The 16,261-nt window shown below is 32.0% G+C and carries 16 protein-coding genes; 13 read left to right on the top strand and 3 right to left on the bottom strand.

The window, feature by feature from the left end; genetic code table 11:
- Nucleotides 1-77: 77 nt before the first annotated feature.
- The gene (locus Q0050_RS07935; protein WP_298394002.1) at nt 78-911 is read right to left on the bottom strand and encodes a hypothetical protein; all 834 of its coding nucleotides are present in this window, start codon (nt 909-911) and stop codon (nt 78-80) included.
- A gap of 55 nt (nt 912-966) precedes the next feature.
- Here Q0050_RS07935 and Q0050_RS07930 point away from each other — a divergent pair, with 55 nt between their 5' ends.
- The 5 genes from Q0050_RS07930 to Q0050_RS07910 all read left to right on the top strand — a co-directional run bounded on the left by Q0050_RS07930 (nt 967) and on the right by Q0050_RS07910 (nt 6,106).
- The gene (locus Q0050_RS07930) at nt 967-1,842 is read left to right on the top strand and encodes a PPK2 family polyphosphate kinase (protein WP_298394000.1); all 876 of its coding nucleotides are present in this window, start codon (nt 967-969) and stop codon (nt 1,840-1,842) included.
- An 81-nt stretch (nt 1,843-1,923) separates the two neighbouring features.
- Nucleotides 1,924-3,306, top strand: coding sequence for an MATE family efflux transporter (locus Q0050_RS07925; RefSeq protein ID WP_298393998.1), 1,383 nt, complete (start codon nt 1,924-1,926; stop codon nt 3,304-3,306).
- Between the two features lie 7 nt (nt 3,307-3,313).
- On the top strand, nt 3,314-3,892 hold the full coding sequence (locus Q0050_RS07920) for a hypothetical protein (RefSeq protein WP_298393996.1): 579 nt from the start codon (nt 3,314-3,316) through the stop codon (nt 3,890-3,892).
- A 12-nt stretch (nt 3,893-3,904) separates the two neighbouring features.
- Nucleotides 3,905-4,132 (top strand): hypothetical protein, encoded by a 228-nt coding sequence (locus Q0050_RS07915; protein ID WP_298115261.1) that lies wholly within the window; start codon nt 3,905-3,907, stop codon nt 4,130-4,132.
- 207 nt (nt 4,133-4,339) lie between these two features.
- Nucleotides 4,340-6,106, top strand: coding sequence for a carboxypeptidase-like regulatory domain-containing protein (locus Q0050_RS07910; RefSeq protein ID WP_298393995.1), 1,767 nt, complete (start codon nt 4,340-4,342; stop codon nt 6,104-6,106).
- A gap of 10 nt (nt 6,107-6,116) precedes the next feature.
- Here Q0050_RS07910 and meaB read toward each other — a convergent pair whose 3' ends face one another.
- Nucleotides 6,117-7,202 carry a methylmalonyl Co-A mutase-associated GTPase MeaB gene (meaB, locus tag Q0050_RS07905; protein WP_298393994.1) on the bottom strand — a complete coding sequence of 362 codons (1,086 nt, stop codon included), beginning with the start codon at nt 7,200-7,202 and terminating at the stop codon, nt 6,117-6,119.
- A gap of 286 nt (nt 7,203-7,488) precedes the next feature.
- On the opposite strand from meaB, the gene Q0050_RS07900 reads away from it, so the two are divergent.
- From Q0050_RS07900 to priA, 7 genes are all read left to right on the top strand, one after another.
- Entirely contained in the window at nt 7,489-8,127 is a 639-nt protein-coding gene (locus tag Q0050_RS07900; protein WP_298393992.1) for a peroxiredoxin, read from the top strand.
- Nucleotides 8,128-8,169: 42 nt separating this feature from the next.
- A complete protein-coding gene (locus tag Q0050_RS07895) occupies nt 8,170-9,585 on the top strand; it encodes an FAD-linked oxidase C-terminal domain-containing protein (RefSeq protein ID WP_298393990.1) in 1,416 nt (471 codons plus the stop codon).
- Nucleotides 9,586-9,658: 73 nt separating this feature from the next.
- Complete coding sequence (locus tag Q0050_RS07890) at nt 9,659-10,132, top strand: outer membrane beta-barrel protein (protein ID WP_298393988.1); 474 nt, start codon at nt 9,659-9,661, stop codon at nt 10,130-10,132.
- A gap of 379 nt (nt 10,133-10,511) precedes the next feature.
- Complete coding sequence (gene nadC, locus Q0050_RS07885) at nt 10,512-11,372, top strand: carboxylating nicotinate-nucleotide diphosphorylase (protein WP_298393986.1); 861 nt, start codon at nt 10,512-10,514, stop codon at nt 11,370-11,372.
- Nucleotides 11,373-12,308, top strand: a complete 936-nt coding sequence (locus Q0050_RS07880; RefSeq protein WP_298393984.1) for a YihY/virulence factor BrkB family protein — start codon at nt 11,373-11,375, stop codon at nt 12,306-12,308.
- A 20-nt stretch (nt 12,309-12,328) separates the two neighbouring features.
- Complete coding sequence (locus Q0050_RS07875) at nt 12,329-12,751, top strand: DUF2147 domain-containing protein (protein WP_298393982.1); 423 nt, start codon at nt 12,329-12,331, stop codon at nt 12,749-12,751.
- 5 nt (nt 12,752-12,756) lie between these two features.
- A complete protein-coding gene (priA, locus tag Q0050_RS07870) occupies nt 12,757-15,204 on the top strand; it encodes a primosomal protein N' (RefSeq protein WP_298393981.1) in 2,448 nt (815 codons plus the stop codon).
- Here priA and Q0050_RS07865 read toward each other — a convergent pair.
- Entirely contained in the window at nt 15,201-15,896 is a 696-nt protein-coding gene (locus Q0050_RS07865; protein ID WP_298393979.1) for a LytTR family DNA-binding domain-containing protein, read from the bottom strand. The two genes, priA and Q0050_RS07865, sit on opposite strands and share 4 nt — an antisense overlap.
- Nucleotides 15,897-16,087: 191 nt before the next feature.
- On the opposite strand from Q0050_RS07865, the gene rpsF reads away from it, so the two are divergent.
- Nucleotides 16,088-16,261: 30S ribosomal protein S6 (rpsF, locus tag Q0050_RS07860; protein ID WP_298394004.1), on the top strand; the 174-nt coding region annotated here is incomplete at its 3' end.

Here is a 16,261-nt window from a genome sequence, read left to right as displayed (position 1 = left end):
CTAATCACTAATCACTAATCACTAATCACTAATCACTAATCACTAATCACTAATCACTAATCACTAATCACTAATCACTAATCACTAATCACCAACTTAAAAATATTCGATTCCAAAACTTCAGTATCATTATCTTCACAAAGTAAAAATTCAATTTCTTTTTCTGATTTTTTGAAAAGTGTTATGCCTTCAAATTTGTTGGTGTCTGTTATTTTTTTTGTGTAGTCTATTTTCATTTTCTTGACATCAATTCTTCCAATTATACTTCCTAAAATTTCACCATCATCATAGGTTGAATCTGTATTTTCTGCTGTTGCCAGGAAATAAATTTTATCATCAACAAGAATGGCATCGGTAAAACTCGTGCGAACACCTTTTATTTTTGGAAGTTTATATTCGTTGGAAACCATCCTAAATTCAGTGGCTAGATTTTTTCCATCAATGGTGAAAATTACATTTTTGTTGGTTTTACCATTTCCTCTATTGAATAAAAACCAAGTTTCTCCATAATAAATTGCGCCTTCAAGATTAAAATCTTCTGATTTAATTTTTCCAAACGATTGCATTGAAAGATATAAATCGGTTAAATCTTGAGATCGAACAACTTCTTTAGTTTTGGCGTTAACTTGAACCATTATTGTGCGATTTTCTGTCGATCCAGATCCAAAAAGATACAAGCTGTCTTGATATTTAGTTATGGCTTCAAAATCGGGTTTCAGGCTTTTTGCAATATTTTCTTCTGAATTTTCGGCCAACGGATGACGTTCTAGTTTATTGTTATCCATTTGGTATTCATATAAAAACGAACTATTATCACCAATTGCAAAAATGGTATTATCGTGATAAATTAACCCTGATGCTGATCCAAGTCCAATGATTTTAAAAAGTAGTGAAAGTTGAAATTTTTCCATTTTGTAGTGTATAAGAACCCAAAAATACTATTTTTACATTAATAAAAAGGATATTATGAAATCAATTAACATAGAAGACTTTAAAGTTGTTGGAACCATTAATCTGTCAAAAATACCAACAAAATTGACTGTCGATATAGATAAAGAGGAAGCAGAAGCAGCTTTAGATAAAATTCAAGTAAAGTTGAGTAAAAAGCAAGACGCTATGTATGCACACAACCGTCATTCTTTTTTAATTTGTTTGCAAGGAATGGATACAAGCGGAAAAGATAGCTTAATTCGCGAGGTTTTTAAAGAATTTAATCCGCGTGGCGTAGTGGTTCATAGTTTTAAAACGCCCAATTCAACAGAGCTGGAACACGATTATTTGTGGCGCCATTATTTGGTTTTACCAGAAAAGGGAAAGTTTGCTGTTTTCAACCGAACGCATTACGAAAATGTTTTGGTAACAAGAGTGCATCCAGAGTATATTTTGTTTGAAAACTTGCCAGGAATTGAAAAAGTAGACGATATAACACCTCAATTTTGGGAAAACAGGTTGGAGCAAATCAATAATTTTGAAAAACATATATCACAAAATGGCACCACAATTTTGAAGTTTTACTTTCATATGAGTAAGGAAGAACAGCGTTTAAGATTATTGAAACGTTTAGAAAATCCGGAAGATAATTGGAAATTCTCTACAGGTGATTTAAAAGAACGCGAACGTTGGGATGATTATATGAATTATTATGAAGAAGCAATAAACAAAACTTCTACAGAAAATGCACCTTGGTATGTTATTCCAGCCGATGATAAAGCTGTTGCTAGGTATATAGTTGCTAAAACAATTTGGGAAGAAATGCAAAAATTAACCGATATAACCGAACCTGAATTAGATCCAAAAGTAGCAGCAAACATTGATGTTTACAGAGAGCAATTAAAAAGTTAAAGTAAACAGATTTTATTAATTTCTTAAATTTATTAATTCTGAGTTTGTTTCTATTATCTTTGCAAACTCAAAAAAAATAGCGTGAATTTATCTCAATATACCAAAGAGTTTCGATACAATCTACAATTGGCTTATCCAGTTATTTTGGGTATGCTTGGTCATACTTTAATTGGTATTGTTGATAATATTATGGTCGGAAAATTAGGCTCCACTGAGTTGGCTGCGGTTTCGTTAGGTAATAGTTTGATTTTCATCGCAATGTCGATTGGTATAGGATTTTCTACTGCTTTGACACCTATTATTGGTGAAGCTGATGCTGAACAGGATAACGATAAAATTCGTTCGGCTTTTCATCATGGAATGCTTTTGTGTACCATTTTAGGTTTTGCATTATTCGGAATGGTTGTTATGGCCAAGCCGATTATGGAAATGCTTCATCAACCCAAAGAAGTTATTGAGTTGGCTAAACCTTATTTAGATTGGGTTGCTTTTTCGCTCGTTCCGCTTATTATTTATCAAGGATATAAACAATTTGCTGATGGTTTATCAATGACCAAATATTCAATGTATGCTATTGTTGGAGCCAATATCATCCACGTGGTCATCAATTATTTGTTAATTTACGGAATTTGGATTTTTCCTAAAATGGGAATCATAGGTGCAGCACTTGGAACGGTGATTTCAAGAATTGCTATGGTAGTTTTTATGCATTTTATTTTAGCAAAACAAGAACGATTAAAGGAGTATTTTAAAGGATTTAGTTTCGATCAAATTAAAAAAGAAACTATTAAAAAAATTGTAAATTTAGGCTTACCTTCAGCGATGCAAATGTTGTTTGAAGTCGTTTTATTTACAGCTGCAATTTGGCTTTGTGGAAACATAGGAAAAACTAGTCAAGCGGCCAATCAAATTGCTTTAAGTTTGGCTTCAATGACTTTTATGTTTGCTATGGGATTGAGTGTTGTTTCTATGATAAGAATAAGCAATCAAAAAGGGTTGCAAGATTATAATTATTTAGTTGTTGTAGCACGTTCGATATTTTTATTAGCCATCATTATTGAAGTAATTTTTGCTGTTTTATTTGTGGTTTTACATCAAATATTACCGCCATTATTTATGAATATGGAAGATCAGGTTCAATTGCTTGATAATACTGATGTTGTGACCATTGCAGCCAAATTATTATTAGTTGCAGCCATCTTTCAAATTTCAGATGGAATTCAAGTTGTTGTTCTCGGTGCTTTACGCGGACTACAAGATGTGAAAATTCCTATGTATATAACCTTTGTTGCCTATTGGATTATTGGCTTTCCAATATCTTATTATTTGGGTGAATATACTGATTTAAAAGCAGTTGGTGTGTGGTTAGGACTTGTTGCTGGATTAACTGCTGCTGCAATATTTTTGTATATTCGCTTCCATTTTTTAACAAAATCACTAATTTTGAAAAATAGTTTAAAATAACCCCAAAATGATTAAATTATTAAGAGGAGAAGAATTTAGAGAAATAAAACTCAACGCACCGTTACGTTTAAAATATGCTATTTCAAATCAAGGTCGCTTAGTGAGTTTTACAACCGATATTCTTGAAGGAAGAGAATTATTCGGTGGTCGATTGGAAGGATACAAAGTCTTCCGATTTAAATATAATAATGAAGGTGTAATCGTTAACAAATGCTACTTCTTTTATCGATTAGTAGCAGAATATTTTATACCTAAGAAAGAAGGTGATGGTAATTTTGTTCTTCACCTAGATTATGATAAAGTAAATGATTGTGTAGAGAATTTACGATGGGCCAATCAAGAAGAATTAACCGCGCATCACATAAAAAATCCATCAGTAATAAGCGGAAAGATTAAAACAATTCAACATAATATTAAAGCGGATGGGAGAAAACTGACTTCAACACAAGTCATCCGAATTAAAAAAATGTTGCAACGCGAAAATAACAAAACTCGTTTAGTGATGATCGCAAAACAATTTAATATTACAACTCAACAATTATATCGTATAAGAACTGGCGAAAATTGGGGACACATTAAAGTTTAAAAAATAAATACTATGCAATTACCAAAGTTTGTACTAGCCGACAATTCCGATTTTCCAGATGATATATTCGTTATTCATCTGGATTTTCCACGTTTTATAATCAATTTGAAAGATGATGAAGTGGAGTTTTTAGAAGATCTAGAAGGCGAAGACGAAACCGAATTAGAATCTGAAATGGAACATTTAATTACGCTAGCCGGAGAATTCTACGATAAAGAAATGGAAGCTTACGAAGAGTAGTTATTTAAAATAATTCTTCAATAAATTCATAGCCGCTGCAAATGGTGATATTTCATTATTTTGCACGGCTTTTTTGTTTTCTGATAATCGTTTTACGTTTATTATTAAAATAATTACTAAAAAAAAGTATTTGTGAAGCAACCATTTCTATTTTTTTGCATCCTAATTAAATAAACCACTCCATTAAACAATTTAAATTTACTTTAGATGAAGAAAATAACGAACCTTTTTGTGTCAATCTTTTTGATAACTTGTTTAATAGGCTGTGTCAGCGAGGAGTCTTTAGAACCGAATATTAATGATTATGATCAGGGAAATTCTGTCTCGCGTGATTTTCACGGGCAAATTCTAGATACATCAGGAAACCCTATTAATAATGCTACAGTTTCAATAGGAGCAATTTCAGTTCAAACAAATAGTAGCGGCTTGTTTACTATTCAAAATGTTACAGTAAAAGAAAAATTTGCTTACATAAAAGTTTCTAAGACTGGATTTGTAAATGGTTCAAGAGTTATTGTACCAACTCCTGGAGATAATAGAATAAATATTATGCTTATACCAAGTACAACAATAGCTACAATAAATTCGGGTATAAATAGTGAAGTTGAATTATCAAATGGAACAAAAGTAAAATTTGATGGTTCTTTCAAAGATGCGAACGGTAACGCTTATTCTGGAAATATCCAAGTAGGTTTATATCACTTGAAACCGTCAAATACTTATCTAAATCAAATTATGCCAGGTTCACTTTTAGCTAGTAATTCCAATGGTGATGCAAGAATTTTAGAAACATTTGGAATGGTGCATGTAGAATTAATTGGCAATAGCGGACAGAAATTAAATTTAGCAAATGGTCATACAGCTGAAGTTACTTTTGAAATCGATCCAACACAGTTAAGTTTAGCTCCTCAAACTATACCGCTTTGGTCTTTTGATGAAGCCATTGGTCTTTGGAAAGAAGAAGGTTCAGCAACTAAAGTAGGTAATAAATATGTAGGCAATGTTTCTCATTTCTCTTGGTGGAATTGTGACGCACCATTTGAACAATGCAATTTAAATGTTACTACGAATAATGCTGCTGGCTTGGCAATATCAAATCTAAATGTAGAAATTATTAGACCTCTGCAGTCATATGGTACAACGGGAATTACAAATTCTTTTGGACAAGTGTCTGGAATCGTCCCAGCAAATGAGACTCTTACTATTAAGGTTAAAGATTACTGTGGAAATGTCATTTATTCTTCGTCAATTGGTCCTTTTTCTTCAAATAGCTCTAATGTTTTGCCTATAATTATTTTAAGTCAATCTTCAATTTCTACGTTAAATATTGCTGGAACTTTAAAAACTTGCTCCAATAATAATGTTACTAATGGTTTAGTTAAATTGGTTAATCCAAATACTTCAAATTATTTTTCTACAATTATTCAGCCAGTTTCAAATGGTGCGTTTTCACTCAATACTAGTATTTGTGGTTCAAGTCAAGTTTTTAAGGTAATTGGAGAAGATTATTTGAATTTACAGACAACTGATACAATAAATTTTACTGCAAGTGCGCCAATAACAAATATTGGAGTAATCAATGCTTGCAACACCATCAATGAATTTATTACATATCAAGTTGATAACAATGCTGTAAACTATATTTTTACAGGTATAAATGCCACTACTAATGGTCCAGTCGGGAATGGTTTATTTGTTGGAACTACTACAAATTCACCAAGCTACTTTAATTTAAGCGTTTTTAATTTTAATTCAATAGGATTGTATACCACTTCTAGTTTTTCAATGCAATTCTCAGGTGTTTCTTTTGGAAGTGTAACCATTCTTAATGGCAGTACTGTAAACAATGTACAATTAGTAGTCAGTCAATTTGGTTCAATTGGAGGATTTATAGATTTTACGTTTAATGGTAATTACACTGATTCAACTGGAAATCATACCATTGCAGGAACGGCACACGTTATAAGGGATTAAGTTTGATCAATTAACGAAAATAATTCTTCAATAAATTCATAGCCGCTGCAAAAGGTGATATTTCATTATTTTGCACGGCTTTTTTGTTTTCTGATAATTGATTAATTACATCAGGATGATTGTAGAAATTCGATTTTAATTGTTCATTAATAGTTTCCAGCATCCAAAATTGATTCTGATTTTGACGTTTTTCTTCAAAATAATGATTGGCTTTTACTAATTCAAAATAATCTGAAATGGTTTTCCAAACATCGTCAATTCCTTCTTTGGTATAAGAACTACAGGTTGCTGCAGTCGGAATCCAGCCACTTTTTTTAGCAGGAAATAAATGCAAAGCTCTGTTGAATTCGGTTTTAGCAAGTTTGGCTTTGGCAATATTATCACCATCAGCTTTATTGATTACGATAGCATCAGCCATTTCCATTATGCCGCGTTTGATGCCTTGCAATTCATCTCCAGCACCAGAAATTTTTAGTAATAAAAAGAAATCAACCATACTGTGAACCGCAGTTTCACTTTGACCAACGCCAACAGTTTCGATAATTATGGTATCAAAACCACAAGCTTCGCACAAAATAATGGTTTCACGAGTTTTTCTGGCAACACCACCAAGAGTTTCACCAGAGGCACTTGGACGAATAAAAGCGTTTTCATCTTTAACCAACTCTTCCATTCGGGTTTTGTCACCAAGAATACTTCCGTTTGAAATGCTACTACTAGGATCAACAGCCAAAACGGCAACTTTTCTTCCTAACGACGTTAGATGTTTACCAAATGCTTCAATAAATGTACTTTTTCCAACGCCTGGAACTCCAGTAATTCCTATTCTAATTGATTGGTTAGAATGTGGCAAACAACCTTGAATTATGGCATTGGCTTTTTCTAAATGTTCTGGATTAGTGCTTTCAACCAAAGTTATTGCGCGACTTAAGGCTACTTTATCGTGATTCAAAATGTTTTCAATCAACTCTTGTGCCGAAGGTTGGTTTTTCCTTTTCAATATCACTTTTTTAAGTGAAACCAAACTGAGCGTTTCAGGTTGCGGGACACCTTCTTTTTCTGTAAGAGCCGATATGTTATTTTTTGGAGAATCCACTTTTAAAATTTATGTAGTAAAATTAAATAAAAATGTTCAGTTATAGTAAAACATTGTAATTTATCTCAGTAAAGATTCAAGCGTCTTATATTTTATAAAATAAAATAATTTTGTTAGAAAGTAAAGATGCTAAAAGTGCAATCTAAACACTATAAAATACATTATTTATAAAACGAACCCTAATTTTTTACCAAATCAATAATTCGATTCAAATTCACAAATTTTTAACTGACGTTTCAATTTTTTTAGCTGTTGATGGGCTTAAATTTGAAATAAAAAAAAGACTATGGCAACAATAAGATTAGGAGATTTAGCACCAAATTTTGATGCAAAAACAACCAAAGGCGATCTAAATTTTTATGATTACTTACAAGATTCTTGGGGAATTTTATTTTCGCATCCAGCAGATTTTACTCCAGTTTGTACTACCGAACTCGGAACAGTAGCCAACTATTTACCTGAATTTACAAAACGAAATGTAAAAGTTATTGCGTTAAGTGTTGATGGATTAGAATCGCATTTAGCTTGGATAAAAGATATTGAAGAAACTCAAAACGTATCTTTAAATTATCCGATAATTGCTGACGAAACTAAAGAAATCGCCCATTTATATGATATGATTCATCCAAATGCCAACGAAACGTTTACAGTTAGATCGGTTTTTATTATTGGAAATGATAAAAAAATTAAACTTATACTAACATATCCTGCGTCTACAGGAAGAAATTTTGATGAATTATTGCGAGTAATTGATAGTTTACAACTTACAGCAAATTATAGTGTAGCAACGCCTGCAAATTGGAAAGATGGTGACGATGTTGTCATCGCGCCAGCTATAAAAGACGAGGATATTCCATCAAAGTTTCCGAAAGGATTTAATCGAATAAAATATTATTTAAGAATGACACCGCAACCAAATAAATAGTATTTTTGAAACTTAGTTTTATTTAAATCTAGTTCAAATACAATGTCAAATAATAACTTAGCACCAGAAGTACTTCTTAGACTTGAAGAAATAGTAGGAAAATCATTTGTCCATACCGATATAGAAACCCGAAATCATTACGGACACGATGAAACAGAGGATTATGTTTTTCCACCAAATGTAGTTGTAAAACCAGCTAATGCTACTGAAATTTCTCAAATTTTGAAATTGGCTAACGAATTTAAAATTCCAACAACGCCAATTGGAGCGAGAACTGGATTAAGTGGCGGCGCATTATCCATTTATCAAGGAATCGGACTTTCGACGGAACGACTGAATAAAATTATTGAAATCGATGAGCAAAATCTTCAAGTAATCGTTGAACCAGCAGTAATAACTCAAGTTTTGAGAGAAGCTGTTGCAGAAAAAGGATTGTTTTATCCTGTTGATCCAAGCAGTCAAGGTAGCTGTTGGATTGGCGGCAATGTAGCTGAAAATTCTGGTGGCGCTCGTGCGGTAAAATATGGTGTAACTAAAGATTATGTATTGAATTTAGAAGTAGTTTTACCCAACGGAGAAATCATTTGGACCGGTGCAAATACCTTAAAAAATTCAACCGGTTATAATCTAACCCAATTAATGGTTGGTAGCGAAGGTACGTTGGGTGTTATAACAAAAATTGTTCTTAAATTACTTCCAACTAACTCACATAATGTGTTGATGTTGGTTCCGTTTTTCAAAGCTAGTCAGGCTTGTGAAGCAGTTTCGGCAATTTTTAGAGCTGGAATTACACCAAGTGCTTTAGAGTTTATGGAACGTGATGCTATTGATTGGACCTTAAAATATAACAATACTATAAGCATTAAAGTCGATGACCAAGTTCAAGCACATTTATTGATTGAGGTTGACGGAAATTATCCTGAAATTTTGATGCTCGAAGCGGAGAAAATAATGACAGTTGTCGAGCAATTTGAAATTGATGAGGTATTGTTTGCCGATTCTGATGAACAAAAAAATGCTTTGTGGAAGATGAGACGTTCTGTTGCAGAAGCTGTGAAATCGAATTCTATATATAAAGAAGAAGATACAGTAGTTCCAAGATATGTTTTACCTGAATTACTAAACGGAATCAAGAAAATCGGAACTAAATATGGTTTTAAATCGGTTTGTTATGGACACGCTGGTGACGGAAACTTGCACGTAAATATCATAAAAGGTGAAATGTCCGACGATAATTGGAACACTCAAGTACCAGTTGGTATTCGTGAAATATTTGAATTGACTGTGGCATTAAAAGGAACGCTTTCAGGCGAACACGGCATTGGTTTTGTTCAAAAAAACTTTATGGATATAGCTTTCACAAGATCGCATTTAGAATTAATGGAAAGCATAAAACGCGTTTTTGATCCTAATAATATTTTAAATCCCGGAAAAATTTTCCCAGATCATCTTGCATAATACGTATTTTTACGTATACCAGTTGAAAAAAGAATAAAGTATTTTTGAAACTTAACTAATAAATATTAAAATTATGAAAAAAGTACTTTTTATTGCTGCAGCGCTTTTTGCAGTAGGATTTTCACAAGCTCAAGAAACAAAATTTGGTGTAAAAGCAGGTGTGGATTTAGCTACGGCTAAAGTAAAATTTCCTGGTGGCTCAGTAACATCATCTGAAACTGGTTTTTTTGTGGGAGCTTTTGCTAATATTGGTGTTTCCGAAAAATTTTCGGTACAACCAGAACTTTTATACGTTTCTATTAAAGATTTGAATTTTTTAAGTGTACCTGTTTTAGCAAAATATAATGTTGCAGAGGAATTCGGAATTCTTGTCGGACCAAGTATCAATTATTTATTAGATGCACAAGAAGATGAAATTAAATTAAATATCGATTTAGGTGCAATGTATAATATCACAGATGACCTTGATGTTAGTGCAAAATATTCTTTAGGAACTGGTGATGTGAGTTTGAGTGGTATTTTTATCGGTTTAGGTTACAGTTTTTAATTTTTGATAATTCATAAAAAAAAACCATCAATTTATTTTGATGGTTTTTTTATTTAATCTCTTTTAGGAGTATTTTTCTTGATTCTTTTTTCTTCTTTTTTCTCTTTTGCAGTTTTAAGAGGTTCCTTTTTTACGGTTTTTTTTGCGTCTTGACTTTTTGCCATGGTTGATGGTTTTTAATATTACCACGTAAATATAGACAAATAGGACAGATAAATCGTTGAATGCATTTTATTTTTTACCTTTTTATTTGTTAACTAGTTGAATTATTTCTGAATTTCAACTAGCAAATAATTTTAGTTAATCTATTTATAAATTCAGATTTATATCGCTACTCTAATCAACATTTTTAATTATTTTAGCCAATCAAATTTAGAGTATGATTTCAGAAACACAATTCCAAAACGAACTACAACTTATTATTCAAAATGCCATTCGTGAAGATGTTGGCGATGGTGATCATTCGTCATTAGCCTGCATTCCAAGTGATGCTCAAGGTAAAGCTAAATTATTGGTAAAAGATGATGGTGTCATTGCCGGAGTTGAATTTGCCAAAATGGTATTTGAGTACGTCGATGCCAACTTGAAAGTAGATACTTTCATCGAAGATGGTTCAGAAGTAAAATTTGGCGATGTAGTTTTTCACGTTGCAGGAAGTTCACAATCGATTTTAAAAGCTGAACGATTGGTGTTGAATTCGATGCAACGAATGAGCGCAATTGCTACTAAAACTAAAAAGTATGTCGATTTATTAGATGGAACTAATACCACTATTCTTGATACAAGAAAAACAACGCCTGGATTTAGAGCTTGTGAAAAATGGGCAGTAAAAATTGGTGGAGGCGAAAATCATCGTTTTGCACTCTACGATATGATTATGTTAAAAGACAATCACAACGATTTTGCTGGAGGAATTACCAACGCTATCAATAAAACTAAGGAGTATTTAAAAGCAAACAATAAAGAACTAAAAATTATCGTTGAAGCAAGAAACCTCGATGAAATTAAAGAAATTTTGCAAAGCGAAGGTGTTTATAGAATTTTGATTGATAATTTTAATTTTGAAGATACAAAAAAAGCTGTTGCGTTAATAGGAACAAAATGTTTGACAGAATCTTCTGGAAATATCAATGAAAATACCATACGCCAATATGCAGAATGTGGTGTAAATTATATCTCTTCAGGTGCATTAACACATTCCGTTTATAATATGGATTTGAGTTTAAAAGCAATTGATTAAATGACTTTAGAAGAAAAAATAAAAGGCTTACCGATAATTAAGCAACTTATAGCTTTTGGTACTTCAATTAAGTTACCTTGGTTGTATGGTTTGTCATTATACGAACTTTTAGAATTATACATAACCGGAATTATTGAAGGAGCTTTGTCTTATCGTGCTGCAGCTATTGCCTTTAGTTTCTTTATGGCTTTGTTTCCTTTTGCACTTTTTATTTTAAATTTAATTCCATACATACCAATTGAAGGGTTTCAAGAGGATTTTCTTGGATTTGTTAAAGATGGTGTTCCGCCAACAACTTATGATGCGATATATAAAATCATCAATGATATTTTAAATAACAGCCATTCGGGTTTGATTTCAACAGGTATCTTTATGGCCGTTTTATTAATGACCAATGGTGTAAATGCAATTCTTGGTGGATTTGAAAATTCAAGACACATTACCATTAAAAGAGCTTTCGTTCGGCAGTATCTTGTATCACTTGGAATGTCAATTTTATTATCATTACTACTCATAATTACGGTTGCGGCCATCGTAATATTTGAAGTCGTACTTCAAAAAACTAAAATACAAGATGTACTTTCAGAAAACATACCTATAATCGAAATGGGTCGTTATATCTTTTTGATTTTGATGATATTAGTTACAACTTCAATATTATTCAAATTCGGAATCAAACGCAATGGCAAACGTGCTTTTATTTCCATAGGTTCTGTATTTACAACGATTTTAATTATTTTATCTTCTTATTTCTTCGGAATTTGGGTGGTGAAATTCTCTAAATATAACGAGCTTTATGGTTCGATTGGAACACTTTTAGTTGTAATGTTTTATATTTGGATTAATTGTATGATTTTATTATTAGGATTTGAATTAAATGCTATTATTCAATCAACTAAAGATAAACTTAGAACACAATCTACTGACAATCAATAAGTAATTTAAAAATTTGAATTATGAAATATGTTTTATTTTTTAGCTTATTCCTTAGCTTTAATGCTTTTTCACAAAGTGTTATTGGTACTTGGAAAACCATTGATGATGAAACCGGAAGAGAGAAAAGTATTGTAGAAATTTATGAAGAAAACGGAAAAATTTACGGAAAAATAATTGAACTTCTCGATAAAGAAGATAGAGGCCGAAAATGCAGTAACTGCACCGGAAGCGATAAAGACAAACCTATAATAGGAATGGTTGTTATTCGCGGACTTTCTAAAGATGGTGATGAGTATAATGGTGGAAAAATTTTAGATCCTAAAAGTGGTAAGATTTACAAATGTTATCTAAAACTGGAGTCTAAAGATAAATTAATCGTGAGAGGTTATATCGGAATTTCACTTTTGGGAAGGTCTCAAAAATGGATAAGAATTAAAAGATAGTCAACTTGTATTTTATAGAAGTAATTTTACCGCTTTCGCTACCCAAAACGTTTACCTACAGCGTTTCTGATGCCGAGTACGATTATATTAAAGTAGGAATGCGCGTTGCCGTTCCGTTTGGTAAAAGTAAAATTTATACCGGTTTGGTTGTCGATTTACATCAAACGCCTCCAACATTATATGAAGCCAAAGAAATTCATCAAATTTTAGATGAAAAACCTGTGGTTAACGAGTTTCAAATTAAACATTGGCAATGGATTTCGTCTTATTATATGTGTAATCTTGGCGATGTCTATCGTGGTGCAATGCCATCGGCTTTTCTTTTAGAAAGTGAAACTATTATTTCTCAAAAGAAAGATGCAACCATTACAGAAGCAGAGCTGTCTGATGAAGAATTCTTGATTTATGAAGCACTGCAACATCAAAGTTCGCTGAAAGTTCAAGATGTAATGGCAATTTTAAACAAGAAAAATATTTTTCCTGTTGTTCAGAAATTGTTGAACAAGAACGTGCTTTCGCTTCAAGAAGAAATCCAAGAAGAATACAAACCTAAAGTAATTCGATACATTCGTTTACACGAAAAATATGCTTCCGATGAAAGTTTAAATTCCTTGCTAGATTCCTTAAAAGGTGCAAAACAAAAAGAAGTTTTACTGCACTATTTTCAATGGAACGCTAAAGAAAAAAAACCAATATCAGTTAAACAGCTGACAGATATTTCACTTGTAACAACAGCAACCATTAAATCTTTAATTGATAAATCTATTTTTGAAGAATATTACATTCAAGAAGACAGAGTCAATTTTGATAAAAATAAAAAAGAAAATAATCTTGTTTTAAGTAATGCACAACAAGCTGCATTTGAAGGTATTAAAGAAGGTTTCCAGTCCAAAGAAGTTGTATTACTTCACGGTGTGACATCTTCCGGAAAAACCGAGATTTATACCAAACTGATTGAAGATTATATTGCTCAAGGCAAACAAGTTTTGTATTTACTACCCGAAATTGCATTAACCACACAATTAGTTTCTCGTCTTACAGCACATTTTGGAAATAAAGTTGCCGTTTTTCATTCTAAATATTCAAATAATGAACGCGTTGAAGTTTGGAATCAAGTTTTAGAAAATTCAGAAAAAGCTACTATAGTGATAGGAGCGAGGTCATCGTTGTTTTTACCTTTTTCTAATTTAGGTTTGCTTATTATCGATGAAGAACACGAGCAAACGTTCAAACAACAAGATCCAGCGCCGAGATATCACGCTCGTGACGCTGCTATTGTCTTGGCAAATTCACAAAAAGCCAAAGTACTATTAGGTTCTGCGACACCAAGTATTGAAACTTATTTTAATGCGCAATCTGGTAAATATGGTCAGGTTGAAATTTTTGAGCGTTTTGGAAAAGCACCGTTGCCCGAAGTTGAATTGGTCGATTTAAAAGAAAATTACTTCAAAAAAAGAATGAAAGGTCATTTTAGTTTGACTTTAATTGAAGCTATAACAGAAGCTTTGAGTTTAGGTGAGCAAATCATTTTATTCCAAAATAGACGTGGATTTTCGCCAGTTTTAGAGTGTATGACTTGTGGTCACATTCCGCAATGCACAAGTTGTAATGTGAGTTTGACTTACCACAAATTTAAAAATCAATTGCGTTGTCATTACTGTGGTTATTCTATTGCAAAACCTACTAATTGTCATTCTTGTTCGAGTATCGATATTTCTGCCAAAGGTTTTGGAACGGAGCAAATTGAATTAGAATTAGCAGCTTTGTTTCCGACTAAGAATATAAAGCGAATGGATCAAGATACGACTCGCGGTAAGTATAGTTTCGAAAAATTAATTGATAGTTTTAAAAATCGTGAGATAGATATTTTGGTTGGAACCCAAATGCTTGCGAAGGGATTGGATTTTGATAATGTGTCGTTGGTCGGAATTATGAATGCCGATACGATGTTGTATCATCCTGATTTTAGGGCTTTTGAAAGAAGTTTTCAAATGATGACACAGGTTTCAGGACGCGCAGGACGTTCCGATAAACGCGGAAAAGTAATTATTCAAACGTATAATGTAAATCATAATATAATTCAGCAAGTTACTCACAATGATTATGTTGGAATGTATAAAGAGCAACTATATGAACGTCAGATTTATAAATATCCGCCTTATTTTCGTTTGATAAAATTGACTTTAAAGCACAAAGATTTTGATAAACTAAAAGAAGGATCAATGTGGTTGTATCAAGTGATGCAGCAACATTTGCAGTTGCCAGTTTTGGGTCCGGAAGAACCAGGAATTAACCGAATAAGAAACGAATATATTCGAACGATTATGGTGAAGATTCCTCAAAATATGTCACTACCAAACACAAAAAAAACTATCCAGAAAATACTGAATAGTTTTGATGTTATTCCGCAATACCGAGCTATAAAAGTTACGGTAAACGTTGATTTTTATTAAGCTATTGCTAATGCTTTAATTAAATCTTCTTTTTTGTTTCTACTTAATGGAATTTTAGTTACACCAATTTCAGCAAATTTACTATTGAAACGTTCTACTTTATCAATGTTTATAATGTAGGATTTATGAACTCTGATAAATTTATCTTTTGACAAGTCCTTTTCAAAAGATTTCATTGTTGATAGTACAAGGTTAGTATCATCTTCGGTAACTACTTTTACGTAATCGCCATAAGCTTCGATCCACTTGATTTTATTGGTAAAAACTTTTAATTTTTTAAGGTTACTCTTTATAAAGATGTGATCGCCTTCATCGTCGTGATTGTCTTGACGCAACATATATAGGTCTAATGCTCTTTTTACCGACGAATTAAAACGTTCTAATACGATAGGTTTTTGAAGATAATCCGTTGCATCATAATCAAATGCTTTTAGAGCATATTCAGCTTTCGAGGTAATGAATATTACTTGAGGTTTTACTTTCAAACCATCAATAAAATCAAAACCACTTATAACTGGCATCTCTACATCTAGAAAGATAAGGTCAACAGTATGTACTGTCATACAATTTTTAGCTTCAATTGCATTTGAAAAATCACCTATTAATTGTAGATTAGGATGATTATTTACTAACTTTGCAATGACCATCCTTTGTAAAGAACTGTCATCGACTACTACACAATTTAATTTCATAATTCAGTGTTATTATAGATTTGGTGATACAAATATAGTACTTTTTTTTAAAGAAAATAACGTTTGTCGATTTTTTTTGCTTTTAAGCAGTATTTTTTTGCATTTAGGCGATATTTTAGGTTTTGAAGTTGCGTAACAAATATTTATTGTTACCTTTGCACCCAATTTTATATAATTAAAACATATTTATTATGAATCATTACGAAACTGTTTTCATCTTAAATCCCGTTTTATCTGACGTTCAGATAAAGGAAACAGTAAGCAAATTTGAAGATTTTCTTACAAGTAGAGGAGCAAAGATGGTATCTAAAGAGGATTGGGGCTTAAAAAAATTAGCTTACGAAATCCAAAACAAAAAAAGTGGT

The organism is Flavobacterium sp. (genome assembly GCF_027483985.1).
GTDB lineage: Bacteria > Bacteroidota > Bacteroidia > Flavobacteriales > Flavobacteriaceae > Flavobacterium.
This window is presented reverse-complemented; position numbering and strand designations above follow the sequence as displayed.